Genomic DNA, 23271 nt, shown 5'->3' on the forward strand with positions numbered 1-23271 from the left:
GCCTGCGGCTGGGTTAGGATCGCCCCCCACATTGGACTCGCCACGGGGGCATTCATGATCAAAAGGTATTGTTTGGCATTGCTGATGGGCTTTTTCCTGGGGGGACATGCAGGCCTGCTTTACGCGGGCGCGCTGGACAACGCTGTGCGCCGTGGCGTACTTAAAGTCGGCACCACCCCCAATAACGTGCCGTTCGAAATGCTCGATAAGCAGGGACGCATCGTCGGCTTTGAAATTGACTTGCTCCACGCCATGAGCCGCGCGCTGGGCGTAGAACTTGAATTGGTAGCGGTGCCCTACACAGACTTACTGCCAGGGCTATTGGCGAACAAGTTTGATCTGATTGGCAGCGGCATGACGGTCACTCAAGAGCGCAACCTCAAGCTCAACTTCAGTGACTCGTTTATCGTGGTGGGCCAGACAGTGTTGCTGCATCCGCGCCTGGGCGGGCTGGTCGCCAGTATTGAAGAACTGGACGACGCCAGTTACCGCGTTGTTGCTACCCAAGGCACCACCGGCGAAGCCGCGGCACAGCGCTTTCTCGTATCTGCGCGGCTCAGCAGTGTGGCCAACCCGGAAGAAGGCGTGCGGCAGGTGTTAGAAGGCAAGGCCGATGCTTTTATCCATGATGCCCCCTACAACCTGATCGCAATGACTCGGCCGCAGAACAGCGCGTTGTTGGCGCTGGAACAACCCTTCACCTTTGAGCCCTTGGCGTTTGGCCTGAAAAAAGGTGATTACGACAGCCTCAATTGGATCAACCACTTTCTCAACCAGATCGCCCAGGACGGCACCTACGATCGCCTGCATGACAAGTGGTTAAGGGACACGGCCTGGATCGCCGAGATCGACTGATCGTCATAACTGCTTACACATCAACCCCTGATCGAGAGGCCGCGCTGAAGCGTCTGCGCCTGCGCTTCTCCGGGCCGCTGTCAGTGTTTTCCGACACACACCGATAACATTTACCGGTGAAACCTTTGTGGCGGACAACGAGTGGGTTAGGATCGCTCCCCGAAATGGCGCAGCCCTCTCGTGCGCCCACTTTATAAGAATCGTTCAGGGGTCTTGATGATGAAAAAGTATCTTTCGATGCTGATGCTTGGCGTCACCGCGCTGGTCGCTGCCACCGTGGCACAGGCCGGCGCCATTGATGAGGCGGTCAAGCGCGGCACGTTGAAAGTCGGCATGGACCCTACCTACATGCCGTTCGAGATGACCGACAAGCGCGGTGAAATCATCGGTTTCGAAGTCGACATCCTCAAAGCCATGGCCAAGTCCATGGGCGTCAAGTTAGAGCTGGTGTCCACCGGCTACGACGGCATCATCCCGGCCTTCCTGACCGGCAAGTTCGACATGATTGGCAGCGGCATGACCCTGACCCAGGAACGCAACCTGCGCCTGAACTTCAGCGAACCCTTCATCGTGGTCGGCCAGACGCTGCTGATCCGCAAGGAACTGGAAGGCACCATCAAGTCCTACAAAGACCTGAACGACGAGAAATATCGCCTGACCTCCAAGCTCGGCACCACCGGTGAAATGGTTGCCAAAAAGCTGATCTCCAAAGCCAAGTACCACGGCTACGACAACGAGCAGGAAGGCGTGCTCGACGTGGTCAACGGCAAGGCTGACGCCTTCGTCTACGACGCGCCGTACAACGTGGTGGCCGAGAAAAAAGTCGGTAACGGCAAGCTGGTGTTCCTGGACGAACCCTTCACCTTTGAACCCCTGGCGTTCGGTTTGAAGAAAGGCGATTACGACAGCATCAACTTCATCAACAACTTCCTGCACCAGATCCGTAACGACGGCACCTACGATCGCATCCATGACAAGTGGTTCAAGAGCTCCGAGTGGCTCAAGGACATGGAATAAGGCCTGACACCGAGTTGCCTGTATCGCAGGCAAGCCAGCTCCCACATTTGACTGTATTCGCACATCAACCTGTGGGAGCGGGCTTGCCCGCGATGGCGGCCTATCAGGCGACACCTATGCGGAAAGTGAAATGAAACAGAAAAAAGCCCAATGGCCCTGGCACCTGCTGACGGTGGTCGTGCTGGTCGGCCTGGCGGGTGCCTTGTATTACGCCACCTCGTTGATGTCCTACGAGTGGCGCTGGAACCGCGTCCCACAGTACTTCGCCTATCAAGCCGAGACCTCCCAGCGCGCCGCGGATATTTCCACCGTGGTCGAACTGGTGCGCAACGGCGATACGGCCGAAGTCACCCTGCGCAACGACGCCGGGGTCGAGCAAAAGCTCACGGTTGCCGATAACAGCCTGCAAGTGGCACGCGGCGACGATGTGGCTGAAGGCGATGTGGTCGGCGTGACCCGGCAATGGGCACTGGGGCCGTTGATGTGGGGCTTGTGGACCACATTGTGGCTGTCGGTAGTGTCCGGCGTCCTGGGCTTGGCGATTGGCTTGGCGACCGGGCTGTGCCGGCTGTCGAAAAACCCCACCTTGCGCGACCTGTCGACGATCTACGTCGAGCTGGTGCGCGGTACGCCGCTGCTGGTGCAGATCTTCATTTTCTATTTCTTTATCGGCACGGTGCTCAACCTGTCCCGGGAGTTCGCCGGGATCGCCGCGCTGTCGTTGTTCACCGGTGCCTACGTGGCAGAAATTGTGCGCGCCGGCGTGCAGTCCATCACCCGAGGCCAGGATGAAGCGGCGCGCTCCCTGGGCTTGAGCGCCAGCCAGTCGATGCGCCATGTGGTATTGCCGCAGGCGTTCAAGCGCGTGTTGCCACCACTGGCCGGGCAATTTATCAGCCTGGTCAAGGACACGTCCCTGGTGTCGGTGATCGCGATTACCGAGTTACTCAAGAGCGGCCGCGAGGTGATCACCACCTCGTTCTCGCCATTTGAAATCCTGTTCTGTGTGGCGGGCTTGTACCTGCTGATCAACCTGCCGCTGTCGAAGATGGCCAGCCGGCTTGAGCGGAGGCTCGCCCAAAGTGATTGAAGTGCGCGATCTGGTAAAAGTCTTCGATACCCGTGGGCAAGTGGTGCGCGCGGTGGATCATGTCACCACTCAAGTGGCCAAGGGCGAGGTGCTGGTGGTGATCGGCCCCTCGGGCTCCGGCAAGTCCACCTTCCTGCGCTGCCTTAATGGGTTGGAGGAATTCGATTCGGGTTCGGTGAGCATCGACGGCCTGCAACTGGCCGACCCGAAGACCGACGTGAATGCCTACCGCCGAGAAGTGGGCATGGTGTTCCAGCACTTCAACCTGTTCCCCCACATGACCGTGCTGGAAAACCTGTGCCTGGCGCAAAAGGTCGTGCGCAAGCGCGGCAAGCCAGAGCGCGAGGCCAAGGCCCTGGCGCTGTTGGAAAAGGTCGGCATCGCGCAGAAGGCCCACGAGTTTCCATCGCGCCTGTCTGGCGGCCAGCAGCAGCGCGTCGCCATTGCCCGGGCCCTGGCGATGGAGCCCAAGGTGATGCTGTTTGACGAGCCCACCTCGGCCCTCGACCCGGAAATGGTCGGTGAAGTGCTGGACGTGATGAAGACCTTGGCCCTGGAAGGCATGACCATGGTGTGCGTCACCCACGAGATGGGCTTTGCCCGGGAAGTGGCAGACCGGGTGTTGTTTTTCGACCACGGCAAACTGCTGGAAGACGCCGCCCCGGTCGAATTCTTCAATGCGCCAAAAGACCCCCGCGCCCAAGCCTTCCTGCGCCAGGTCCTATGACTGTAGGAGCGAGCTTGCTCGCGAAAAACGTCAACGATAACGCCACGCACCCTGAATGAACGCGGCGGCCTTGGGTTTTTCGCGAGCAAGCTCGCTCCTACAGGGGTGGTGTTTCAGAGCTTGAATTTGGCGACCAGCGTCTGCAAATCCAGGCTCAACCGCGTCAACTGAACACTCGCCGCCGCTGTTTCCTCGCTGGCGGCGGCGGTCTGTTCCGACACGTCCCGCACCTTCAACACACTGCGATTGATTTCCTCGGCCACCGCGCTTTGCTGTTCCGCCGCGGCGGCGATCTGCGGGTTCATTTCCTGGATAACCGAGACCGTGCGGGCAATGGCGATCAGGGCGTCGCCGGCGTCGCGGGTCAGGGCGACGCTGTTGTCGGTCAGGTTGCGGCTGCTGTCCATGATGTCCGCCACCTGTTGGGTGCCGTTATGCAGGCCGAGGATCAGCCCTTCGATCTCCTCCGCCGATTCCTGGGTGCGTTGGGCCAGGCTGCGCACTTCGTCGGCGACCACCGCAAACCCTTGGCCGGCAGTGCCCGCGCGCGCCGCTTCGATGGCGGCGTTCAGGGCCAGCAGGTTGGTCTGCTGAGACACGGATTTGATCACGTCCAGCACACTGGCAATCTTCTGGCTCTCCTGTTGCAGCGCGAGCATCGCACGGCCCGACAGCGCCATTTCACTGGCCAGGTTGCCAATCTGCTCCACGGCCTGGGTGACCACCTGCTCACCAGCGCCGGCCTGCTGGTCGGCTTCATTGGCTGCCACCGAGGCGCGTTCGGCGTGGCGCGCCACTTCCTGGGCAGTGGCGAGCATTTCATTCATTGCCGTCGCCACTTGGTCGGTTTCATCTTTCTGCTCGTTGAGCCCGTTGCGGGTCTGCTCGGTGACCGTGGATAACTGCGTGGCCGCGCCGGCGATCTGCCGGGCGCTGTCACCAATACTGCTGATCAGGCTACGCAGGTTGCGGGTCATTTGCCCGATGCTTTGCTGCAACTGGCCGAGTTCGTCGCGACGGTCTACTGGCATGTCATGGCTAAGGTCGCCCTCGGCAACACGGTGGGCAGCGCTGAGGATTTCCCGCAGTGGCACCGCAATCTGCCGGGCAATCCACCAGGCGGCCAGCGCGCCGAGTGCCAGGGCCGCCACCGTCACACTGATCAGCAATGTACGGGTGTGGTCCGCCTCGTCGTTACGCTTGGCGTTCTGGCTCTGGCTCAACAGGTTACTGCTTTCACGCATGTTATTGAGTTGCTGTTCGAAGCGGTTTTGCACGGTTTCCACGTTGAGCTGGGCTTCCTTGAGCTTGGTCAGTTGCTCTCGATAATTGGCCAGGTCGGTCTTGAGCAGTGCCGAGTCGACTGGCAGCGCTGTGACTGCCGCTTGCGCGATCTCCAGGGCGTCAAGCGCCTTGCCGAGGGTCTCTGCATAAGTTGCCAGCGATTGCGCGGCCCAGGCGGGGCTCTGGGCTCGATCTTCGGCCAGCTCCATGGCTTGACGCAGTTGCTCGATGGCGTCCAGAGCCTTTTCGTCGTTCTGGTCAGGCAAGTCACTGGCAAATTGGGCGAGGGTATCGCTGGCTTGCAGGGCAATTTTCTTCAGGTCCGGGCGCAGGCGCTCGCGCTGCTCGACCAAGGGCGGAAGTTGCGCCAGAGCTGCCTTGAAGCCGTTGGCGAGGCTCATGGCGTCCTCGAGTCGCTGCACGTCAGTCGGGTCTTTCAGGCGGTTTGAAAGGGCGGCCAGGTGCTGGTCGATCCGTTCAATCTTCGCGGCCATTTTGCCCAGGCTATCGCTGTCTGTGAGGGTGCGGTACACGATGCGGTCGGCGCGCATGGCCTCGGCATCCACCGCCAGTTGCCCCAGGGTCGTCAGGCTGTCGGATCGGTAAAGCACGGCGTTCAAGGCTTGCCAGCCCGTAGCGGCAATCAGGAAGCTGAGGATCAGCACTTGGCCAAACCCCAGGGCGAGCTTGAGGCGGACGCTGGCATTGACCAGCACGCGGGTCAGCCGAGAAAACATGGTGAACCTCCGAATCAGAGAAAGCGTTTCGCGACACCTGCAACGCTAATTCGATTCGGGCCTGTGGAGGGCTGATAACTGCGTAGGAAATTTCACAAGATGCGGCGGCTTTGGTAAGCCGCCGCGTAGGGTAATTCAGACTCGGAAGCGCCCGACCAGGGTCTGCAGGTAGATCCCCAGGCGCGCCAGTTCGGCACTGGAGGACGCAGTTTCTTCGCTGGCCGACGAGGTTTGCTCGGAGATGTCGCGCACATTCAACACGCTGCGGTTGATCTCTTCAGCCACGGCGCTTTGCTGCTCGGCGGCGGTGGCAATCTGCGAGTTCATCGCCTGGATGGTCGAGACGGTGCGGGTGATATTGCCCAGCGCGTGGCCGGCGCGGCGCGTCAGCTCAACACTGCTCTCGGTCAGCCCGCGGCTGTTGTCCATGATGGTTGCCACCTGCTGGGTACCGCTTTGCAGGCCGACGATCAGCTCTTCGATCTCTTCGGTGGACTTCTGCGTGCGCTGGGCCAGGCTGCGTACTTCATCGGCCACCACGGCAAAGCCACGCCCGGCTTCACCGGCACGCGCCGCCTCGATGGCGGCGTTAAGGGCCAGCAGGTTGGTCTGTTGGGCCACGGATTTGATCACGTCGAGCACACTGCCGATCTTGTCGCTTTCGCGCTTGAGTTCACCCATGGCCACCGTGGAATTACCCACTTCGGTGGCCAGGCGCTCGATCTGGGCGATGGCTTCCCCCACCACCTGGTCGCCTTCACGGGCTTGCTGGTCGGCAGCCACGGCGGCTTCCGAGGCCTCTTCGGCGTTGCGCGCCACTTCCTGCACGGTGGCGGCCATTTCGTTCATGGCGGTGGCCACCTGGTCGGTCTCGACCTTTTGGCTGTTGACCCCGGCGCTGGTTTGTTCGGTCACGGCTGATAACTGCTCGGCGGCGCTGGCGATCTGGGTGACGCCGTCGCTGATCCCGCCGATCAACTCACGCAGGCCCACGGTCATGCTTTGCATGGCGCGCTGCAATTGGCCCAGTTCGTCCTGGCGACCCGATTCCAGGTTGTGGCTCAGGTCGCCGGAGGCTACGCGCTCGGCGACTTTGAGGGTCTGGTTCAGCGGGATGACGATCTGGCGGGTAATGGCCCAGGCCGCGAAGATGCCGACGATCAGCGCCAGCACGGTGGCAAGCAGCAACAAGTATTTGGCTTGCGCGGCATCTGCGTCACGCACGGCGGTCTGGGAGACGGTGAGCTTTTCGCTGTGGCCCAGCAGGATGTCGCCTTGGGCGATCATGGTCTTCAGCGCAGCCGCGCTGGCGATCTGGGAATCGCGATACTGGCTGACAGCGGCGCGGTAGGCTTGCAGTGATGCCCCGGCTTCTTGCAGATTGGCCTGGTATTGCGCAGGCAACTGGCCTTGCAGCTCGGTGATTTTCTTCAGGGCGTTGTCGATGGCATCCAGGGCCGGTTGCTCGGCTTCGACCTTGCCGCTGTAGGTGTAGCCGCGTACCTGAAAGCGCGATTGCTGGATCAGCTTGCTCTGCTCGACCACGCTGTTGAACTGGGCAACGCTGTCACCTTGCAGCAGGGCTTTTTCGATTTCGTTGATCTTGGCGACGGCATTGTCGGCAGTGTCGCCGAGTTTGCTGCGCGCGCCCTCACGCTTGAGACCCGCCTGGACCATGGCGGCGAAGGCCTTTTTGTATTGGTTCAAGGCTTCCTGCTGTTGCTCGACCAGGGCTTTGTCGTCAGGTTGCTCGATCAGCTCGGACGCGGTCTTCAGGCCGCTGTCGAGGTGGGCGAGCAGGCCGTCGACCTTGTCCGTGCCTTGCTCGCCACGGCGCATGTCGAAGTCCAGGCGTGCCAGGCGCAGGTCTTTGCTCAGGCCATTGAGGCTGGAAATAAAGCCCAGCTTGTCGCCGCGACTGATCACGTCCCCCAGGCCGGTCCAGCCGGTAAAGGTGATCAACAGCGTCAGGAGCAACACCAGGCCAAAGCCCACACTCAGCTTGCGGTTGACGCTTACATTCCCCAACTTCTCGGCTAACCAACGATACATGCTGCGAACTCCCCTGGAACAAGGCTTGGACTTATTCAAAGGCTATCGGCAACGCACGGGGATACTTGATCGTTCCCACGCTCTGGTGATCGTTCCCACGCTCTGGTGATCGTTCCCACGCTCTGCGTGGGAATGAATGGCGTGACGCTCTGCGTCACAAGGGCGGACGCAGAGCGTCCTGAGCGGCATTCCCACGCAGAGCGTGGGAACGATCACCCGATCACTAGAGCGTGGGAACGATCAGTCGGGGGGTTAGAACAGGCGGGCGAGCAGGGCCGTTACGGCGGTTTCGACGCGCAAAATACGCGCACCCAACTGCACCGGCTGCAAACCGGCCTTGGTCAGCAGGTCCACTTCATAGGGAATCCAGCCGCCTTCCGGGCCGATCGCCAGGGTTACCGGTTCTTCCAGGGCTCGAGGGCAGGCCGGGTAATCGCCCGGATGGCCGATCAGGCCCAGAGTGCCAGTCGCCATGGCCGGCAGCCGGTCTTCGACAAATGGCTTGAAGCGTTTCTCGATAATGATCTCGGGCAGCAGCGTGTCCCGCGCTTGCTCCAGGCCGAGGATCAGTTGCTCGCGCACCGCTTCAGGCTCCAGGAACGGGGTTTGCCAGAAGCTTTTTTCCACCCGGTAACTGTTGACCAATACCACCTTGGGCGCGCCCATGGCCGCCACTGTTTGCAGCACCCGGCGTAGCATCTTCGGGCGGGGCAGGGCCAGCAGCAAGGTCAGGGGCAGTTTGCTCGGCGGCGGTTGGTCGAAGCTCACTTGCAGTTCGGCTTCGGCGGCTTCCAGGCGCAGCAATTGGGCATTGCCCATCAGCCCGCCAATGCGGCCCACGCGCAGGGTGTCGCCGACGGCGGCGCGGTGAACCTCCTGCATATGCACCAGGCGCCGATCACGCAGCACGACGCGGTCGGCCGCGATAAAGTCGGCCTCTTCGAGCAGCAGCAGGTTCACGGCTGGGTCGCTGGCGGCTGGTCGTCGTCGACAGGCGCGTCATCCGGGTGTTCGCCACGCTTGCTGATCAAGCCGCTGAACAGGATGCCCACTTCGAACAGCATCCACATCGGCACGGCCAGCAAGGTCTGGGAGAATATGTCCGGCGGCGTGAGGATCATGCCGACCACGAAGCAGCCGATGATCACGTACGGGCGGATCTTCTTCAGGTACTTGACGTCGACCACGCCGATCCACACCAGCAACACCACCGCCACCGGGATTTCGAACGCCACACCAAAGGCGAAGAACAGCGTCATCACGAAATCGAGGTAGCTGGTGATATCAGTCATCATTTCCACACCAGCCGGGGTGGCAGCGGCGAAGAACTTGAAGATCAGCGGGAACACCAGGAAGTAGGCGAAGGCCATGCCGGTGTAGAACAGCAGGATGCTCGATACCAGCAACGGCACGGCGATGCGCTTCTCGTGCTTGTACAGGCCCGGTGCGATAAAACCCCAGATCTGATGCAGGATCACCGGGATCGCCAGGAACAGCGAGACCATCATGGTCAGCTTCAACGGCGTCAGGAACGGCGACGACACATCGGTGGCAATCATCGTCGCGCCGGCCGGCAGGTACTGGCGCAGGGGCGTCGAGACGAAGGTGTAGATCTGCTGGGTAAAGGCGAACAGCCCGGCAAAGATGATGAAGATCGCCGCCACGCAACGCAGCAGGCGGGTACGCAGCTCGGTGAGGTGCGAGACCAGCGGCATATGCTGGTCGTTTTCCGGTTTATCAGCGCTCATGGGGCTCGCGGCGGCAATGTAGGGTCATGGGGTGCGGGCGACGCAACGGGCGTCGGCGCGGGCGTCGTTGGGGCGGGCGCTGCAGGAGCAGCGTCGGCCACAGGGGCTGGCGCGATGCTGTGCTCGGCCACCGGCGTGACCGGCTTGGCCGGCTCTTGCACCGGGGACAGAATCTTGCGGGCTTCCTGCTCCAACGAGAGGATGTGTTCGTTGTGCAATTGCCGACGGATTTCGTCGGCACCGATTTCCCGTTCAACTTCCTGTTTGATCGCGTTGAAGCTGCGTTTTAGACGCCCGATCCACAAGCCGGCGGTGCGTGCGGCACCGGGCAGGCGTTCCGGCCCCAGTACCAGCAGGGCCACCAGGCCGACGAGCAGCAGTTCAGAGAAGCTGATACCAAACATTAGTCAGTGCTCACGAGTCTTTGCGGGTCGGCTCTTGGACCTTTTCAGCCTGAACGTCGAAGGTACGGCGTTCGGTGATCGGCTGGGTGGCCTGCGGGTGAACAGGCTGGGCCGGTGGCACCGGGTTGGCGCTTGGCTCGGCTGGCTTTTCATCATCGTTCATGGCTTTGCGAAAACCCTTGATCGACTCGCCCACGTCGGTGCCCAGGTTCTTGAGTTTCTTGGTACCGAACACCAATACCACCACCACCAGAATGACGATCCAGTGTTTCCAGTCAAAAATGCCCATGCTTCAAATCCTCAAGTCTTAGTTATTCAGGCGGACGGGCGCGAGGCCTTCTCGGCGTGTCCGGACAAGCCGAAGCGACGGTCCAGTTCATCCAGCACGGCCTGTGGGTGCTGCCCCAGTTGGGCGAGCATCACCAGGCTATGGAACCACAAGTCTGCGGTCTCATAGATTACATCGCTGTAATCACCGCTGATTTGCGCGTCCTTGGCCGCAATGATGGTCTCGACGGATTCTTCGCCGAGCTTTTCCAGAATCTTGTTCAGGCCCTTGTGGTACAGGCTGGCGACGTAGGAACTGTCGGCATCCGCGCCTTTGCGGTCTTCCAGCACCTGGGCCACACGGTTCAGGGTATCGCTCATGTTCAGTGTCCTGCTGGGTAGATGGCGTGCGGGTCTTTGAGCACCGGCTCCACAACCTTCCATTCGCCATTCTCGAACACGCGATAGAAGCAACTGTGGCGGCCAGTGTGGCAGGCGATGCCGCCGATCTGTTCGACCTTGAGGATCACCACGTCGGCATCGCAGTCCAGGCGCAGCTCGTGCAGGGTCTGCACATGCCCGGATTCTTCGCCCTTGCGCCACAGTTTGCCACGCGAACGTGACCAGTAGATGGCGCGCTGCTCGGCGGCGGTGAGGCTCAGGGCCTCGCGGTTCATCCAGGCCATCATCAGCACGCGCCCGGTCTTGTAGTCCTGGGCAATGGCCGGCACCAGGCCGTCACTGTCCCACTTGATCTCATCCAGCCAGTCTTTCATGTTCGGCTCCGGCAATTTGCGACAGTGTATAACCGGATTGGCTATCGACGCACGATCAGATAAACACCCACGGCGACCATAATGCCGGCTGGCCAGTGGCCCAGTTGGTTCAATGGCCCGCCGATCGCCAGCATCACCCCGCCCACCAGGTGCGCGGCGCCGAGCAGGCGCAGGAACCAATCGTCCTTGCGCTTGCGCCACGGTGGCTCTGGGTCCTTGGCGTGGGGCTGGGACATGCGCTCCAGCAGGTCGCGGGTCATGTTGGCCAGGTGCGGCAGCTGTTCGAACTGGCTGTGCAGGTTGCCCAGCATGGTTTTGGGGCTCATGCGCTCGCGCATCCAGCGTTCCAGAAAGGGTTGCGCGGTGTTCCACAAATCGAGGTCCGGGTACAGCTGGCGGCCCAGGCCTTCGATGTTCAGCAGGGTCTTTTGCAACAGCACCAGTTGCGGCTGCACTTCCATATTGAAGCGCCGCGCGGTCTGGAACAGGCGCATCAGCACCTGGCCGAAGGAAATATCTTTTAACGGTTTTTCGAAGATCGGCTCACACACCGTGCGGATCGCCGCTTCAAATTCATTGAGCTTGGTTTCCGCCGGCACCCAGCCCGAATCAATGTGCAACTGCGCCACACGACGGTAGTCGCGCTTGAAGAAGGCAAACAGGTTGCGCGCCAGGTAATCCTGGTCTTCGGGGGTGAGGCTGCCGACGATGCCGCAGTCGATGGCGATGTACTGCGGGCTCCACGGGTTGACGGTGCTGACGAAGATGTTGCCCGGGTGCATGTCGGCGTGGAAGAAACTGTCGCGGAACACCTGGGTGAAGAAAATCTCCACGCCGCGCTCGGCCAGCATCTTCATGTCGGTGCGCTGGTCGGCCAGGGTCGCAAGGTCAGTGACCTGCACGCCGTAGATGCGCTCCATCACCAGCACTTTGGGGCGGCACCAGTCCCAATACACCTGCGGCACGTACAGCAGTTGCGAGCCTTCGAAGTTGCGCCGCAATTGGCTGGCGTTGGCCGCCTCGCGCAGCAGGTCGAGTTCGTCGTAGATGGTTTTTTCGTAGTCGGCGACCACGTCCACCGGGTGCAGCAGGCGCGCATCGGCGGAGAAACGTTCGGCCGCGCGGGCGAGGACAAACAGCCACGCCAGGTCCTGGCCGATGATCGGCTTGAGGCCTGGGCGAATGACTTTCACCACCACTTCTTCGCCGGTCTTGAGTTGCGCGGCGTGCACTTGTGCCACCGACGCCGAGGCCAGGGGCTCGACGTCGAAGCGGCTGAACACCTCGCTGATCTTCTGGCCCAGCTGTTCTTCGATCAGCGCCATCGACTGCTGCGAGTCGAACGGCGGCACGCGGTCTTGCAGCAGCATCAGCTCGTCGGCGATGTCTTCGGGCAACAGGTCGCGGCGGGTGGAGAGGATCTGCCCGAACTTGATAAAGATCGGCCCCAAATCCTGCAACGCCAGGCGCAGGCTCGCACCACGGCTCAACGGCGACGGCTTGCGCGGGAACCAGCGCCATGGCAGCACATAACGCACCGCCAGCAAAAACCACGGCAAAGGCAGGGCAAACAGCAGGTCATCGAGACGGTAGCGGATTACGACGCGCTGGATACGAAACAAACGGCGGACGGCGAGCAGCTTCATGCGTTATCGCTTGGATCAAGGGAACGGCTCAAGCGCTCGAAGCGGGCCTCGAGGCGTTCCAGGTCGATTTTGGCCTTGTCGAGTTCGCGAAAGCGCGCTTGCGCTTCCCGTTGCCCGACCAGGGTGCGCGATTCTTCGCTCAGGTATTCGGCGAGGTTCTGGTTGAGGCTGGCGAACCCTTGCTGATACCAGCGCGAGCGGCTGCGCAGGTGCCCGCTGATCAACTGGGTGGCGACGGGGCCGATCCAGCGCGACAGTTCGTATTCCCAGTCCAGCTCCAGGTCTTGCAGCACGGCGGCCAGGTCCATCAGCACCGCGCTGTCGCCTTCCAGTTCCACCTCGGGGCTGTGGAGGATGGCAGTCTTGTTGCGGCTCAGCGCCAGGTGCAACAGGCTGGAGGCCGGCGCACGCAAGGTGCAATCGGCTTGGGCGGCCCATTGGGTGGCGAGCAGCAGGCCTTCATCGCTGGGCAGGATAAACAGCTGCAAGACGGGGCTGCGGCAATCGACGGCAATGACTTTGCCGGTCAGGTGCGCGAGCCGCGCCAGGGCGGTGCTGTCCAGGCGCAGGACACGGTTGAGGCCGTGCTCGACGCTGGCGAGAAGACCTTGCAGCAGCATCAGGGCTTGATGCCGCGGTGCAGGGCGACGATGCCGGACGTCATGTTGTGGTAGGTCACGCGGTCGAAACCGGCCTCCACCATCATCGACTTCAGGGTTTCCTGGTCCGGGTGCATGCGGATCGACTCGGCCAGGTAGCGGTAGCTCTCGGCATCGTTGGTGATCAACTTGCCCATCAACGGCATGAAGGCGAAGGAGTACGTGTCGTAGACCTTGGACATCAGCGCGTTGGTCGGCTTGGAGAACTCCAGCACCAACAGGCGGCCACCTGGCTTGAGCACGCGCAGCATCGAGCGGATCGCGTCCTCCTTGTGGGTCACGTTACGCAGGCCGAAGGCGATGGTCACGCAGTCGAAATGGTTGTCCGGGAACGGCAGCTTCTCAGCGTCGGCCTGGACGAATTCGATATTGCCGGCCACGCCTTTGTCGAGCAGGCGGTCGCGGCCAACCTTGAGCATCGAGCCGTTGATATCGGCCAATACCACCTGGCCGGTGGGGCCAACCAGCTTGGAGAACTTGGCCGCCAGGTCGCCTGTGCCACCGGCGATGTCCAGCACCCGGTTGCCGGTGCGTATGCCTGACAACTCGATGGTGAAGCGCTTCCACAGGCGGTGCATGCCGCCGGAGAGCACGTCGTTCATCAGGTCGTACTTGGCCGCCACGGAGTGGAACACCTCAGCGACTTTTTCCGCCTTTTGGCTTTCCGGGACGTTCTTGAAGCCGAAGTGAGTGGTGGGTTCGGCATCGCTGCCTTTGCGCTGATCAGTCATATCGCTGTCACCAAAAGAGAATGCGGGACATGATAATCCCCAAGGCCTACTTTGTCTTGGCAAGGCTGCAGGTAAGATAGGCGCTCATCGAGACCTTTTGCCGCATGGCGGGTGTTCTGAGTCGTTATAAAGAGGAGTCATTGCAATGGCCCGTATTACCGTTGAGCGTGAACACACCCTGGGAAAAGAACAGGCGCGGGCCAAGGCTGAGCTATTGGCGCGCAAACTCGAGGATAAATATGGCGTGGAGTTTTCATGGGCTGGCGACACCCTGAAGCTCAAGCGCTCCGGGGTTAAAGGCACGGTGTGGGTGGCCGATGATTCGCTGCGCATTGATGTGGAACTTGGCCTGTTGATGTCGGCCATGAGTGGCACGATCAAGTCCGAAATCGAAAAAGCCCTGGATAAGGCCCTGGCCTGATAGGGCTGTGCTTAGGGTGCTGATTCTAATTTTAAACCCTACTTTGTGCCCAAGCCCTCAACTCTTGCGGGCCGTCCGCCACCCAATCCTGTGTGAGGTGCACCATGGCCAAAGTTATTTTGAAGAAAAAAATCGACGTTCAGACCACCCCCCTGAATGAGGTTAAAAGCTATGCCCGCAAGATCTGGCTGGCGGGTCTTGGTGCCTACGCCAAGGTCGGCAGCGAGGGCGGCGAGTACTTCAAGGAACTCGTTAGAAGCGGTCAACGTGTTGAAAGTAAAGGTAAAAAAGTTGTAGTTGAACAACTTGATGCCGCCAACAGTCAGATTGACCAAGTAAAGAGTAACGTCTCCGGCGTCAAAGGCCTGGTTGAAGTTCAACTGGATAAAGTTGAAAAAGCTTTTGATACTCGTGTCGCCAGTGCCTTGAATCGGATCGGCATTGCGTCTAAACATGACGTGGAGACACTCTCTGCTAAGCTCGAAGAGCTGACGGCATTGCTCGAACGTGTCGCGCGTAAACACTAAGGAGACATCGGGATGGCTGTTAAAAAGACTACTCAGAAAGAAGGCAGCTCGTGGGTCGGGAAAGTTGAAGAATATTCCCGCAAAATCTGGCTCGCTGGTTTAGGCGTGTACTCGAAGATCGACAGTGACGGCAGCAAACTCTTCGAGACCCTGGTTAAAGACGGCGAGAAAGCCGAGAAGTTGACCAAGAGCACGGTTGGTAAAAAAGTCGACGCTGCCAAGGCGAGCGCGGGTTCCGCCAAGTCGAGCATTTCGGATACCTGGGGCAAGTTGGAAGAGACTTTCGACAAACGCCTCAACAGTGCTATTTCGCGACTGGGCGTACCGAGCAAGGCGGAGTTGAAGGCGCTGCACAGCAAGGTCGATACCTTGACCAAGCAAATCGAAAAACTCACCGGCGCCAAAGCGGCTCCCGCCAAGATCGCCGCCGCCAAGCCTGCAGCAAAACCGGCGGCCAAACCAGCAGCTAAAACCGCCGCTGCAAAACCCGCCGCCAAAACTGCCGCCAAGCCGCTGGTTAAAGCCGCCGCCAAGCCGGCTGCAAAACCCGCTGCGAAAGCGCCAGCCAAAGCCGCTGCGAAACCTGCGGCCAAGCCAGCGGCTAAAACCGCTGCGGCCAAACCGGCTACCAAGCCTGCCGCTAAGCCAGTGGCCGCTAAAGCCGCCGCGAAACCTGCAGCTAAACCGGCTGCCAAACCTGCGGCTAAAACCGCTGCTGCTAAACCTGCTGCCAAGCCCGCCGCTGCGAAACCTGCGGCCAAACCTGCCGCGGCCAAAAAGCCTGCGGTAGCGAAAAAACCGGCAGCCGCAAAGCCCGCCGCAACGGCCAAGCCAGCCACGGCGCCAGCACCGGCCGCTTCTACCGCCAATTCGGTGTCCGCACCGACGCACGCGGCTGCTACCCCGACTGCTACGCCGGCTACCCCGACGCCATCCAGTCAGTCCTGATTTCTACGGGACACAAAAAAACGCCCGGTCTGCGAAGATCGGGCGTTTTTTATGCAAGCCTGAAAAACGCCGCATGCCCCATTTTTGTAGGAGCGAGCAAGCTCGCTCCTACATGTTTAATCAACGTCATCCAGGTACTTCAAGGCGAACTTCTCGGTCGCCTGCCGCGCCGTCGGCAGCAGATGCGGCGCCACCAGCATCATGATCTGGTACACCACCACCCGCACCTCACCTTCACGGTCCAGAATCCGTTGGTAATCCAGGGAAAACAGCAACGTCAGGGTGATCTGCTCCACCAGTTGCCCCAACGCCTGGGTATCACTGACCAGTTGCCCAGCCGCCTTCAACCGCGCAAGCAATGACGCCAATGTGCGCTTGAGCGCCGTGAGCAAGTGACGGATCCCCTTGGCCAGCTTGGGCAAGCGCCCGGCCAGGTTCGACAGGTCCTGGAACAGGAAGCGGTAGTGGGCCATGCGCTCGACAATCAGGTGCAGGAACAGCCAGTAATCCTCGGCCTCCAGTTGCGCATCGGCGGGAGGGTCCAGCAGTGGCGCCAGCTCAGATTGAAAACGCTCGAACAGCCCCAGCACCAAGGGCTCCTTGCCGTGGAAGTGGTAGTAGAGGTTGCCGGGGCTGATCCCCATTTCATTGGCCACCTCCATGGTCGACACGTTTGGTTCGCCTTTGTGGTTGAACAACTGCAGGGCACATTCAAGGATACGGTCGCGGGTCTTCATCCAGTCTTCTTAAAGTTGATCGCTGAGCTCAGCGCACCCGCACGTAAGTGCCCGGCGCCGCTTCCATCGGTGGGTAATTCTGGTTGCCCAGGGCGGTGAGAGTTTCGCGTTGTACACCGGAGCGTTTTTGCACCCACTCCAGCCACTGCGGCCACCAACTGCCCTCGACGTGCTGGGCGTCGTAATACCAGGCGCGCGGGTCGCTGCTCAGCTTGGGGTTCTCGACGTAGTTGGCCTTGGGGTTGCCCGGCGGGTTGAGGATGCTCTGGATATGCCCGCTGTTGGACAGCACAAAGCGCCGCTCGCCACCCAGCAGTTGCGTGGAGCGGTACACCGCATCCCACGGGGTGATGTGATCGTTGATCCCGGCCACGCTGAAGCTGTCCACCGCGACCTTGCGCAAGTCGATGGGCGTGCCGCACACCTCCAGCCCACCGGGATGGCTCAGGGGGTTGTGCTTGAAGAAGTCCAGAAGGTCGCCGTGCAAGGCGGCGGGCAGGCGGGTGTTGTCGTTGTTCCAGTACAGGATGTCGAATGCCGGCGGTTCCTTGCCCAGCAGGTAATTGTTGATCCAGTAATTCCAGATCAGGTCGTTTGGGCGCATCCAGGCAAACACCTTGGCCATGTCGCGACCATCCAGCACGCCTTGCTGGTAGGAGCGGCGCTTGGCGGCCTCCAGGGTTTGCTCATCGGCGAATAGGGTTGCGGGGCTGTCGATCTGGCTGTCCAGCAGGCTCACCAGGTAACTGGCGCTGGAGATGCGCCGCAACTGGCGCTTGGCTTGCAGGTGGCCTTGCAGCGCGGCGATGGTCAGGCCGCCGGCGCAGGCGCCCATCAGGTTGACCTCGCGGGCGCCAGTGATGGCCCGGCACACGTTGAGCGCTTCCTCCAGCGCCGCCACGTAGGTGGACAGGCCCCATTCGCGATGCCGCACGTCCGGGTTACGCCAGCTGACCATAAAGGTCTGCAGGCCGTTTTTGAGCGCGTATTGCACAAAGCTGTTGGCCGGGCTCAGGTCGAAGATGTAGTACTTGTTGATTTGCGGCGGCACCACCAGCAGTGGCTTGGCGTACTGTTTTTCGCTCATGGGCTTGTATTGGATCAGCTCCAGCAGCTCATTGCGAAACACCACCGAACCGGGCGTGGTCGCCACGGTCTTGCCCACTTCGAAAGCGTGCTTGCTGACCTGGCGCGGCAAACCGTTGTTGTGCAGCAGGTCTTCGAACAAATTACTCACGCCACGCACTACGCTGTTGCCGCCGGAGTTGAGCAACTCCTTGATCGCCAGCGGGTTGAGCAGGGTGTTGGAAGGGGACACGGCATCGTTGAGCAGGGCGAAGGCGAACTGCGCGCGGGCGCGATCATCGTCACTGAGGGCGCTGTCATCGATCCACTGCCGTGTCTGTTTTTGCCAGCTCAGATAGGCTTGCAAGCTGCGGCGGTACAGCGGGTTGAGCTTCCAGGTGGGGTCGCTGAAGCGATGGTCCCTGGGGTTGGGTTCGTGCACGGTCTCACCCAGCAGCACGCGGCCCAGTTGGCCGCCCAGGGCCAGGGCGTGGCGGGCGGTGTGCACCGGGTTGCGCAGGCCATGCGCGGCCACGGTACGCAGGGTCGACAGCAAGTCCCGGCCACGCAGGCCGGTGATCGCATTTTGTGCGTTGATGAACGTAGCGGGGGTGGGCGCCGGGTTCGTCACGGGTCTTTCTCGCATGAGCCAACACTCCTTCGTCAAGACATCAAGCAGGCACGCCAATCCAGAACCATAGTCGGTTCCTGGCAAGTTGCGCGGTGGTGTGTTCCTTCACACCGCCGGTCGCGGATGTATCACGGCGCGCAGGCGCTCCTCTTCGAGAAACTTCATGATGATCGGCGCCACGGCTTCGGCCCGGGTGATCAGGAACAGGTGGCCGTCATCGATGATGTGCAACTGTGCATTGGGGATGCGCCAGGCGAGCAGGCGCATGTTGACCAGCGGGATCAGCGGGTCATCGTCGCCGGCCAGCACCAGGGTGGGCTGGCGGATCTTGTGCAGCCAATGAATGCTGGTCCAGCCCAACCCGGCGAACAGCTGCCAGTAGTAACCCAGCTTGCCGGCCGAGCGCACCTTGCTGGCGTGTTCGGCGGCCAGTTTGGAATCACGGCGGAACGAGCCGCCATAAATCATCGGTGCAATGCGCACCACATGGGACGGTTGGATATAACGCCTGGGGCTTGCCATCAGCCACAAGACTTTCGGTTTGCCCGGCACCATGAAGGCACCGGCCGCCGTGGCCGCCAGGATCAATTTCTTGCAGCGCTCGGGGTAGTCATAGGCGAACTGCTGGGCCAGCGCGCCGCCCCAGGACACGCCCACGGCGTTCACTTGGCCGTAGTCCAGGTAGTCGAGCATGCGTGCGGTGAGCTTGGCCAGGCCGGGGAAACGGTAGGGCCGGTTCGGCGTCGAGGAACCGCCCACGCCGGGCACGTCGAAGGCGATCACTTCCAGGTCCGGGTCCAGGGCCTGTACGAACGGAAACACCAGCTCAAGGTTGGCGCCGATGCCGTTGAAGATCAGCAGGGGCGTCAAGTGCGGCTTGCCCGGACGCACCGCCGTGCGGATGGTCTGGCCATCCAGGTCGATGGTACGGAAGATGAACGGTTGCGGCATGCTCAAGCCCTGTGAAGTGGTGCTATTGGTCTGTAGGAACTCGGTCAGTGTGCGAGCTGGCTTGCCTGCGATGGCATTCTTTCAGGCCGCGATTAGTGAGCAGGCCCATTGCTATCGCAGGCAAGCCAGCTCCCACATCTGATCTCATTTCAATCACAAGAATGCCTAGCGTTCATGTACATAGGTACCCGGCGCCGCTTCGGCGGCGGCATAGTTTTTATTGCCTAATGTCGTCGGGGCTTTTTTCAGTTTCCCCGCCCGTTCCGCCTGCCACACCTGCCAATGCAGCCACCACGAATCGGTGTGCTTGGTCGCATCTTCCTGCCACTCCAGCGCACTGCCGGCCAGGCCCTCGCTGGTCTGGTAACGCGCCTTGGGGTTGCCCGGCGGGTTGAGGATGCTCTGGATATGCCCACTGCTGGACAGCACAAACTCGACCTTGCCACCGAACAACTGCGCTGACTTGTAGCAGGACTGCCACGGCGTGATGTGGTCGTTGGTGCCGGCCAGGGAATAGATATCGGCGGTGACCTGCTTGAGGTCGATAGGCGTGCCGCACACTTCCAGAGCGTTGGGGCGTACCAGTGGGTTGTTTTTGAACAGTTCGATCAGGTCGCCATGGAACGCCGCCGGCAAGCGGGTGGTGTCGTTGTTCCAGAACAGGATGTCGAATACCGGCGGCTCGTTGCCCAGCAGGTAGTTGTTGACCCAATAGTTCCAGATCAGGTCGTTGGGGCGCATCCAGGCAAAGACCTTGGCCATGTCACGGCCTTCCAGCACGCCGGCCTGGTAAGAGTGGCGCTTGGCCGCTTCCAGCGTCTGTTCATCCACAAACAGCGCCACCTGGGTGTCCAAGGTGGTATCCAGCATGCTCACCAGCAGGGTCAGGGCGTTGACCTTCTTCTGCCCCAGCGCCGCGTAGTGGCCCAACAGCGCGGTGCAGGTGATGCCGCCGGAGCAGGCGCCGAGCATATTCACGTCTTTGCTGCCGGTAATCGCCGTGACCACATCGACCGCTTCCTTCAGCGCCTCGATATAGGTGGATAGCCCCCATTCGCGCTGGGCCTTGGTGGGGTTGCGCCAACTGACGATAAAGGTCTGCTGGCCATTACGCAGGCAGAAGCGCGCCAGGCTTTTATCCGGGCACAGGTCGAAGACGTAGAATTTGTTGATCTGCGGCGGCACCACCAGCAGCGGGCGCTCATGCACCTGCTCGGTAATGGGCTTGTACTGGATCAGCTCCAGCACGTCGTTGCGAAACACCACCGCGCCTTCGCTGGTGCCCAGGGTCTTGCCGACTTCAAAGGCGCCCATGTTGACCTGGCTGGGCATGCCGCCGTTGTGCACCATGTCCTTGGCCAGGTGAGACAAACCGTCGAGCAGGCTTTTACCGCCGGTTTCAAAGAAGCGTTTGACCGCCGCCGGGTTGGCCGCGCTGTTGGTGGGGGCCATGGCTTCGGTCATCAGGTTGATCACGAAGTGGCCCCGGCTGATGTCTTGTGCCGACAGGTTGCTGTCGTCGATCCAGTCGTGAAGTTCCTTGCGCCACGCCAGGTAAGTCTGCAAATAACGTTTGTAGAGCGGGTTCTGGCTCCAGGCCGGGTCGTTGAAGCGACGGTCGTCGCCCTCGGGCACCAGTGCGGATTTTCCGAACATCACATTCTTCAATTCAACGCCAAAGTGGGCGACGTGCTTGACGCTGTGCAACGGTTGCTTGATGGCTTGGGTCAGCACCATCTTGGCCGAGGCCAATAAGTCCTTTTTGCGTAACGCGATGATCGGGTTCAACCCCAGGGTGTTTTCCGAGGCCTGGCGTTTCAAGTCATCGTTATTCTTGTTACTCATCTACGACGCTCCATTGTCCGAAAGACGAGTACCGGCGATTGCTGCGCACCCAATTTCGATACACGACACCAGCCTGGTACTGCGACTCGGGTGACCGTTGATACCGCATCGTCAAATGCAGGGAACTTGCCAGCTCCATTGGTTACCCGAGTTTATTTTTTTTCGCAAGCGGGCCAATCGTTGGCCACGCGACAGGGCATTCAAGCAGATGAAATTAGAAAATGCGCTCTAAACAGCAAGACCCTTGGGCTAGAGCATCAGCCGCACGACCGACTCACTCGGATCGCGGGTTTTTCCAGCGGCTTTGAGCTCGGCCAGGTAGTCGGCCCACAAAGCCTCCTGACGTACGGCCAATTGATAGAGGTAGTCCCAGGTGAACAGTCCGCTGTCATGACCGTCGTCGAAGGTCAATTTCAGTGCGTACTGGCCGGCCGGTTCCAGCTTGATCAACCGGACGTTGAGCTTGCCGAATTGCAGGATGGGTTTGCCGTGGCCCTGGACCTCGGCGGAAGGTGAGTGCACCCGCAGGAATTCGGCGGGCAACTGGTAGGTTTCATCCGGCCCGTAGGTCAGGCCGAGGGTGTTGGAGGTTTTGTGCAGGTTTACTGCGGTAGGAAATTTCGACATTGGAGATAACCCTGTAGGAACCGGCTCAAAATGTGAGAGGGACCAATGTGGGAGCTGGGCTTGCCCGCGATGCAGGCACCTCGGTGTTTCAGGAACACTGAGGTGATGCTATCGCAGGCAAGCCAGCTCCCACACAAGCCACTCTCACATTGAGTGAGGCTTACAGGATATAACGAGACAAGTCTTCGTTCTGCGCCAATTCGCCCAAGTGGCTGTTGACGTAATCAGCATCGATCTTGATCGCTTCGCCATTCTGCGCACCGGCCATGTCGCCGGCACTGAAGGACACTTCCTCCAGCAGGCGCTCAAGCAAGGTATGCAGGCGACGGGCACCGATGTTCTCGGTCTTCTCGTTGACCTGCCAGGCGATCTCCGCCAGGCGCTTGATCCCGTCTGCCTGGAATTCGATACCCAGCCCTTCGGTTTTCAGCAACTCGCGGTACTGCTCGGTGAGCGAGGCATGCGGCTCGCTGAGGATGCGCTCGAAGTCGCCCGGCGTCAGCGCCTTGAGCTCCACCCGAATCGGCAAGCGGCCTTGCAGCTCGGGCACCAGGTCGCTGGGCTTGCTCAGGTGGAAAGCACCGGAGGCGATAAACAGGATGTGGTCAGTCTTGACCATGCCCAGCTTGGTGTTGACCGTGCAGCCCTCGATCAGCGGCAGCAAATCGCGCTGCACGCCTTCGCGGGACACATCCACGCCGCCTGAGTTGCCTCGCTTGGCCACTTTGTCGATCTCGTCGATAAACACGATGCCATGTTGCTCGACCGCTTCCAGGGCCTTGGCCTTGAGTTCTTCCTCATTGACCAGGCGCCCGGCTTCTTCGTCGCGCACCAGCTTGAGCGCCTCTTTCACCTTGAGCTTGCGGCTTTTCTTCTTGCCCTTGCCCATGTTGGCGAACAGGTTCTGCAACTGGCTGGTCATTTCTTCCATGCCAGGCGGGGCAGAAATATCCACGCCGGACACTTCAGCCACTTCGATCTCGATTTCCTTGTCATCCAGCTGGCCTTCACGCAGGCGCTTGCGGAACAGCTGGCGAGTGTTGGAATCGGTAGCCGGTGCGGCGTCTTCGTTGAAACCCATGCGTGCCGGTGGCAACAGGGCGTCGAGGATGCGCTCTTCAGCGGCGTCTTCGGCGCGGTGGCTGACCTTGGTCACTTCCTGTTCGCGCAGCATCTTCAGGGCGGCGTCAGCCAGGTCACGAATGATCGACTCGACATCGCGGCCCACATAGCCGACTTCGGTGAACTTGGTCGCTTCGACCTTGATGAACGGTGCATTGGCCAGTTTGGCCAGGCGCCGGGCGATCTCGGTTTTACCCACGCCGGTGGGGCCGATCATCAGGATGTTCTTGGGCGTTACTTCAACGCGCAGTTCTTCCGGCAGTTGCATCCGGCGCCAGCGGTTACGCAGCGCAATGGCAACGGCGCGCTTGGCATCGTCCTGGCCGATGATATGGCGATTGAGTTCATGGACGATTTCGCGGGGAGTCATGGACATAGTGTTTGGCGGCCTCAAGCCTGAATAA

General features: G+C 60.8%; 24 protein-coding genes. 7 read left to right on the forward strand and 17 right to left on the reverse strand.

All coding sequences use genetic code 11. The features are described from left to right. Window positions 1-54 precede the first annotated feature (54 nt). The 4 genes from QK296_RS04010 (at window position 55) to QK296_RS04025 (ending at window position 3689) form a co-directional block, all read left to right on the forward strand. Complete coding sequence (locus QK296_RS04010) at window positions 55-855, forward strand: transporter substrate-binding domain-containing protein (RefSeq protein ID WP_034134698.1); 801 nt, start codon at window positions 55-57, stop codon at window positions 853-855. Window positions 856-1074: 219 nt separating this feature from the next. Then, the gene (locus QK296_RS04015; RefSeq protein WP_032893985.1) at window positions 1075-1872 is read left to right on the forward strand and encodes a transporter substrate-binding domain-containing protein; all 798 of its coding nucleotides are present in this window, start codon (window positions 1075-1077) and stop codon (window positions 1870-1872) included. Between the two features lie 130 nt (window positions 1873-2002). Then, complete coding sequence (locus tag QK296_RS04020) at window positions 2003-2962, forward strand: amino acid ABC transporter permease (protein ID WP_003187864.1); 960 nt, start codon at window positions 2003-2005, stop codon at window positions 2960-2962. After that, complete coding sequence (locus QK296_RS04025) at window positions 2955-3689, forward strand: amino acid ABC transporter ATP-binding protein (protein ID WP_003187866.1); 735 nt, start codon at window positions 2955-2957, stop codon at window positions 3687-3689. The genes QK296_RS04020 and QK296_RS04025 overlap by 8 nt, the downstream gene beginning before the upstream one ends. 113 nt (window positions 3690-3802) lie before the next feature. Here the strand turns inward: QK296_RS04025 and QK296_RS04030 are convergent, their stop codons facing one another. From QK296_RS04030 to ubiE, 11 genes are all read right to left on the reverse strand, one after another. Further along, entirely contained in the window at window positions 3803-5710 is a 1908-nt protein-coding gene (locus QK296_RS04030; RefSeq protein WP_282390621.1) for a methyl-accepting chemotaxis protein, read from the reverse strand. Window positions 5711-5845: 135 nt separating this feature from the next. After that, the gene (locus tag QK296_RS04035) at window positions 5846-7762 is read right to left on the reverse strand and encodes a methyl-accepting chemotaxis protein (RefSeq protein ID WP_094774373.1); all 1917 of its coding nucleotides are present in this window, start codon (window positions 7760-7762) and stop codon (window positions 5846-5848) included. Window positions 7763-8014: 252 nt separating this feature from the next. Then, entirely contained in the window at window positions 8015-8722 is a 708-nt protein-coding gene (locus QK296_RS04040; protein WP_282390622.1) for a 16S rRNA (uracil(1498)-N(3))-methyltransferase, read from the reverse strand. Beyond that, entirely contained in the window at window positions 8719-9510 is a 792-nt protein-coding gene (gene tatC / locus QK296_RS04045) for a twin-arginine translocase subunit TatC (protein ID WP_003187874.1), read from the reverse strand. The genes QK296_RS04040 and tatC overlap by 4 nt, the downstream gene beginning before the upstream one ends. Then, window positions 9507-9914, reverse strand: a complete 408-nt coding sequence (gene tatB, locus QK296_RS04050; RefSeq protein ID WP_003187876.1) for a Sec-independent protein translocase protein TatB — start codon at window positions 9912-9914, stop codon at window positions 9507-9509. Before tatB ends, tatC begins: the two co-directional genes overlap by 4 nt. A gap of 10 nt (window positions 9915-9924) precedes the next feature. Beyond that, window positions 9925-10203 carry a twin-arginine translocase TatA/TatE family subunit gene (locus QK296_RS04055; RefSeq protein WP_003187877.1) on the reverse strand — a complete coding sequence of 93 codons (279 nt, stop codon included), beginning with the start codon at window positions 10201-10203 and terminating at the stop codon, window positions 9925-9927. A 26-nt stretch (window positions 10204-10229) separates the two neighbouring features. Further along, on the reverse strand, window positions 10230-10562 hold the full coding sequence (locus tag QK296_RS04060; RefSeq protein WP_003187881.1) for a phosphoribosyl-ATP diphosphatase: 333 nt from the start codon (window positions 10560-10562) through the stop codon (window positions 10230-10232). A gap of 2 nt (window positions 10563-10564) precedes the next feature. After that, window positions 10565-10957, reverse strand: coding sequence for a phosphoribosyl-AMP cyclohydrolase (gene hisI / locus QK296_RS04065; protein WP_003187884.1), 393 nt, complete (start codon window positions 10955-10957; stop codon window positions 10565-10567). 41 nt (window positions 10958-10998) lie between these two features. Then, window positions 10999-12603 (reverse strand): ubiquinone biosynthesis regulatory protein kinase UbiB, encoded by a 1605-nt coding sequence (ubiB, locus tag QK296_RS04070; protein ID WP_003187885.1) that lies wholly within the window; start codon window positions 12601-12603, stop codon window positions 10999-11001. Then, window positions 12600-13223, reverse strand: coding sequence for an SCP2 domain-containing protein (locus QK296_RS04075; RefSeq protein ID WP_003187886.1), 624 nt, complete (start codon window positions 13221-13223; stop codon window positions 12600-12602). The genes ubiB and QK296_RS04075 overlap by 4 nt, the downstream gene beginning before the upstream one ends. Next, on the reverse strand, window positions 13223-13993 hold the full coding sequence (ubiE, locus tag QK296_RS04080) for a bifunctional demethylmenaquinone methyltransferase/2-methoxy-6-polyprenyl-1,4-benzoquinol methylase UbiE (RefSeq protein ID WP_282390623.1): 771 nt from the start codon (window positions 13991-13993) through the stop codon (window positions 13223-13225). The genes QK296_RS04075 and ubiE overlap by 1 nt, the downstream gene beginning before the upstream one ends. 145 nt (window positions 13994-14138) lie before the next feature. Between ubiE and QK296_RS04085 the strand changes: the two genes are divergently transcribed. The 3 genes from QK296_RS04085 to QK296_RS04095 all read left to right on the forward strand — a co-directional run bounded on the left by QK296_RS04085 (window position 14139) and on the right by QK296_RS04095 (window position 15889). Continuing rightward, window positions 14139-14414, forward strand: coding sequence for a polyhydroxyalkanoic acid system family protein (locus tag QK296_RS04085; protein ID WP_003187887.1), 276 nt, complete (start codon window positions 14139-14141; stop codon window positions 14412-14414). Between the two features lie 104 nt (window positions 14415-14518). Beyond that, window positions 14519-14941 carry a phasin family protein gene (locus QK296_RS04090; protein WP_034134703.1) on the forward strand — a complete coding sequence of 141 codons (423 nt, stop codon included), beginning with the start codon at window positions 14519-14521 and terminating at the stop codon, window positions 14939-14941. A gap of 12 nt (window positions 14942-14953) precedes the next feature. Next, a complete protein-coding gene (locus QK296_RS04095; RefSeq protein ID WP_034134704.1) occupies window positions 14954-15889 on the forward strand; it encodes a phasin family protein in 936 nt (311 codons plus the stop codon). Between the two features lie 116 nt (window positions 15890-16005). Here the strand turns inward: QK296_RS04095 and QK296_RS04100 are convergent, their stop codons facing one another. The 6 genes from QK296_RS04100 to hslU all read right to left on the reverse strand — a co-directional run bounded on the left by QK296_RS04100 (window position 16006) and on the right by hslU (window position 23243). Further along, the gene (locus QK296_RS04100; RefSeq protein ID WP_003187893.1) at window positions 16006-16626 is read right to left on the reverse strand and encodes a TetR/AcrR family transcriptional regulator; all 621 of its coding nucleotides are present in this window, start codon (window positions 16624-16626) and stop codon (window positions 16006-16008) included. A 28-nt stretch (window positions 16627-16654) separates the two neighbouring features. Continuing rightward, window positions 16655-18337, reverse strand: coding sequence for a class II poly(R)-hydroxyalkanoic acid synthase (gene phaC, locus QK296_RS04105; protein ID WP_047712391.1), 1683 nt, complete (start codon window positions 18335-18337; stop codon window positions 16655-16657). A 90-nt stretch (window positions 18338-18427) separates the two neighbouring features. Then, window positions 18428-19273, reverse strand: coding sequence for a poly(3-hydroxyalkanoate) depolymerase (gene phaZ / locus QK296_RS04110; protein ID WP_003187895.1), 846 nt, complete (start codon window positions 19271-19273; stop codon window positions 18428-18430). Between the two features lie 165 nt (window positions 19274-19438). Continuing rightward, complete coding sequence (gene phaC / locus QK296_RS04115) at window positions 19439-21118, reverse strand: class II poly(R)-hydroxyalkanoic acid synthase (RefSeq protein WP_282390624.1); 1680 nt, start codon at window positions 21116-21118, stop codon at window positions 19439-19441. Window positions 21119-21367: 249 nt separating this feature from the next. Beyond that, complete coding sequence (locus QK296_RS04120) at window positions 21368-21745, reverse strand: DUF971 domain-containing protein (RefSeq protein ID WP_003187897.1); 378 nt, start codon at window positions 21743-21745, stop codon at window positions 21368-21370. Between the two features lie 160 nt (window positions 21746-21905). Then, complete coding sequence (hslU, locus tag QK296_RS04125; protein WP_003187898.1) at window positions 21906-23243, reverse strand: ATP-dependent protease ATPase subunit HslU; 1338 nt, start codon at window positions 23241-23243, stop codon at window positions 21906-21908. Window positions 23244-23271: the final 28 nt, after the last annotated feature.

The sequence above is a fragment of the Pseudomonas sp. AL10 genome (assembly GCF_029960685.1).
Lineage (GTDB): Bacteria > Pseudomonadota > Gammaproteobacteria > Pseudomonadales > Pseudomonadaceae > Aquipseudomonas > Aquipseudomonas lactis.

Bases quoted from the DNA above. Each gene is read 5' to 3' on its own strand.
- QK296_RS04060 (WP_003187881.1), bottom strand. From the start codon at position 10,562: ATGAGCGATACCCTGAACCGTGTGGCCCAGGTGCTGGAAGACCGCAAA.
- QK296_RS04085 (WP_003187887.1), top strand. From the start codon at position 14,139: ATGGCCCGTATTACCGTTGAGCGTGAACACACCCTGGGAAAAGAACAG.
- QK296_RS04010 (WP_034134698.1), top strand. From the start codon at position 55: ATGATCAAAAGGTATTGTTTGGCATTGCTGATGGGCTTTTTCCTGGGG.
- QK296_RS04100 (WP_003187893.1), bottom strand. From the start codon at position 16,626: ATGAAGACCCGCGACCGTATCCTTGAATGTGCCCTGCAGTTGTTCAAC.
- hisI (WP_003187884.1), bottom strand. From the start codon at position 10,957: ATGAAAGACTGGCTGGATGAGATCAAGTGGGACAGTGACGGCCTGGTG.
- tatC (WP_003187874.1), bottom strand. From the start codon at position 9,510: ATGAGCGCTGATAAACCGGAAAACGACCAGCATATGCCGCTGGTCTCG.
- QK296_RS04090 (WP_034134703.1), top strand. From the start codon at position 14,519: ATGGCCAAAGTTATTTTGAAGAAAAAAATCGACGTTCAGACCACCCCC.
- QK296_RS04075 (WP_003187886.1), bottom strand. From the start codon at position 13,223: ATGCTGCTGCAAGGTCTTCTCGCCAGCGTCGAGCACGGCCTCAACCGT.
- QK296_RS04015 (WP_032893985.1), top strand. From the start codon at position 1,075: ATGAAAAAGTATCTTTCGATGCTGATGCTTGGCGTCACCGCGCTGGTC.
- hslU (WP_003187898.1), bottom strand. From the start codon at position 23,243: ATGTCCATGACTCCCCGCGAAATCGTCCATGAACTCAATCGCCATATC.
- QK296_RS04120 (WP_003187897.1), bottom strand. From the start codon at position 21,745: ATGTCGAAATTTCCTACCGCAGTAAACCTGCACAAAACCTCCAACACC.
- QK296_RS04020 (WP_003187864.1), top strand. From the start codon at position 2,003: ATGAAACAGAAAAAAGCCCAATGGCCCTGGCACCTGCTGACGGTGGTC.
- QK296_RS04095 (WP_034134704.1), top strand. From the start codon at position 14,954: ATGGCTGTTAAAAAGACTACTCAGAAAGAAGGCAGCTCGTGGGTCGGG.
- phaC (WP_047712391.1), bottom strand. From the start codon at position 18,337: ATGCGAGAAAGACCCGTGACGAACCCGGCGCCCACCCCCGCTACGTTC.
- phaC (WP_282390624.1), bottom strand. From the start codon at position 21,118: ATGAGTAACAAGAATAACGATGACTTGAAACGCCAGGCCTCGGAAAAC.
- QK296_RS04035 (WP_094774373.1), bottom strand. From the start codon at position 7,762: ATGTATCGTTGGTTAGCCGAGAAGTTGGGGAATGTAAGCGTCAACCGC.
- phaZ (WP_003187895.1), bottom strand. From the start codon at position 19,273: ATGCCGCAACCGTTCATCTTCCGTACCATCGACCTGGATGGCCAGACC.
- QK296_RS04055 (WP_003187877.1), bottom strand. From the start codon at position 10,203: ATGGGCATTTTTGACTGGAAACACTGGATCGTCATTCTGGTGGTGGTG.
- ubiB (WP_003187885.1), bottom strand. From the start codon at position 12,603: ATGAAGCTGCTCGCCGTCCGCCGTTTGTTTCGTATCCAGCGCGTCGTA.
- tatB (WP_003187876.1), bottom strand. From the start codon at position 9,914: ATGTTTGGTATCAGCTTCTCTGAACTGCTGCTCGTCGGCCTGGTGGCC.
- QK296_RS04030 (WP_282390621.1), bottom strand. From the start codon at position 5,710: ATGTTTTCTCGGCTGACCCGCGTGCTGGTCAATGCCAGCGTCCGCCTC.
- ubiE (WP_282390623.1), bottom strand. From the start codon at position 13,993: ATGACTGATCAGCGCAAAGGCAGCGATGCCGAACCCACCACTCACTTC.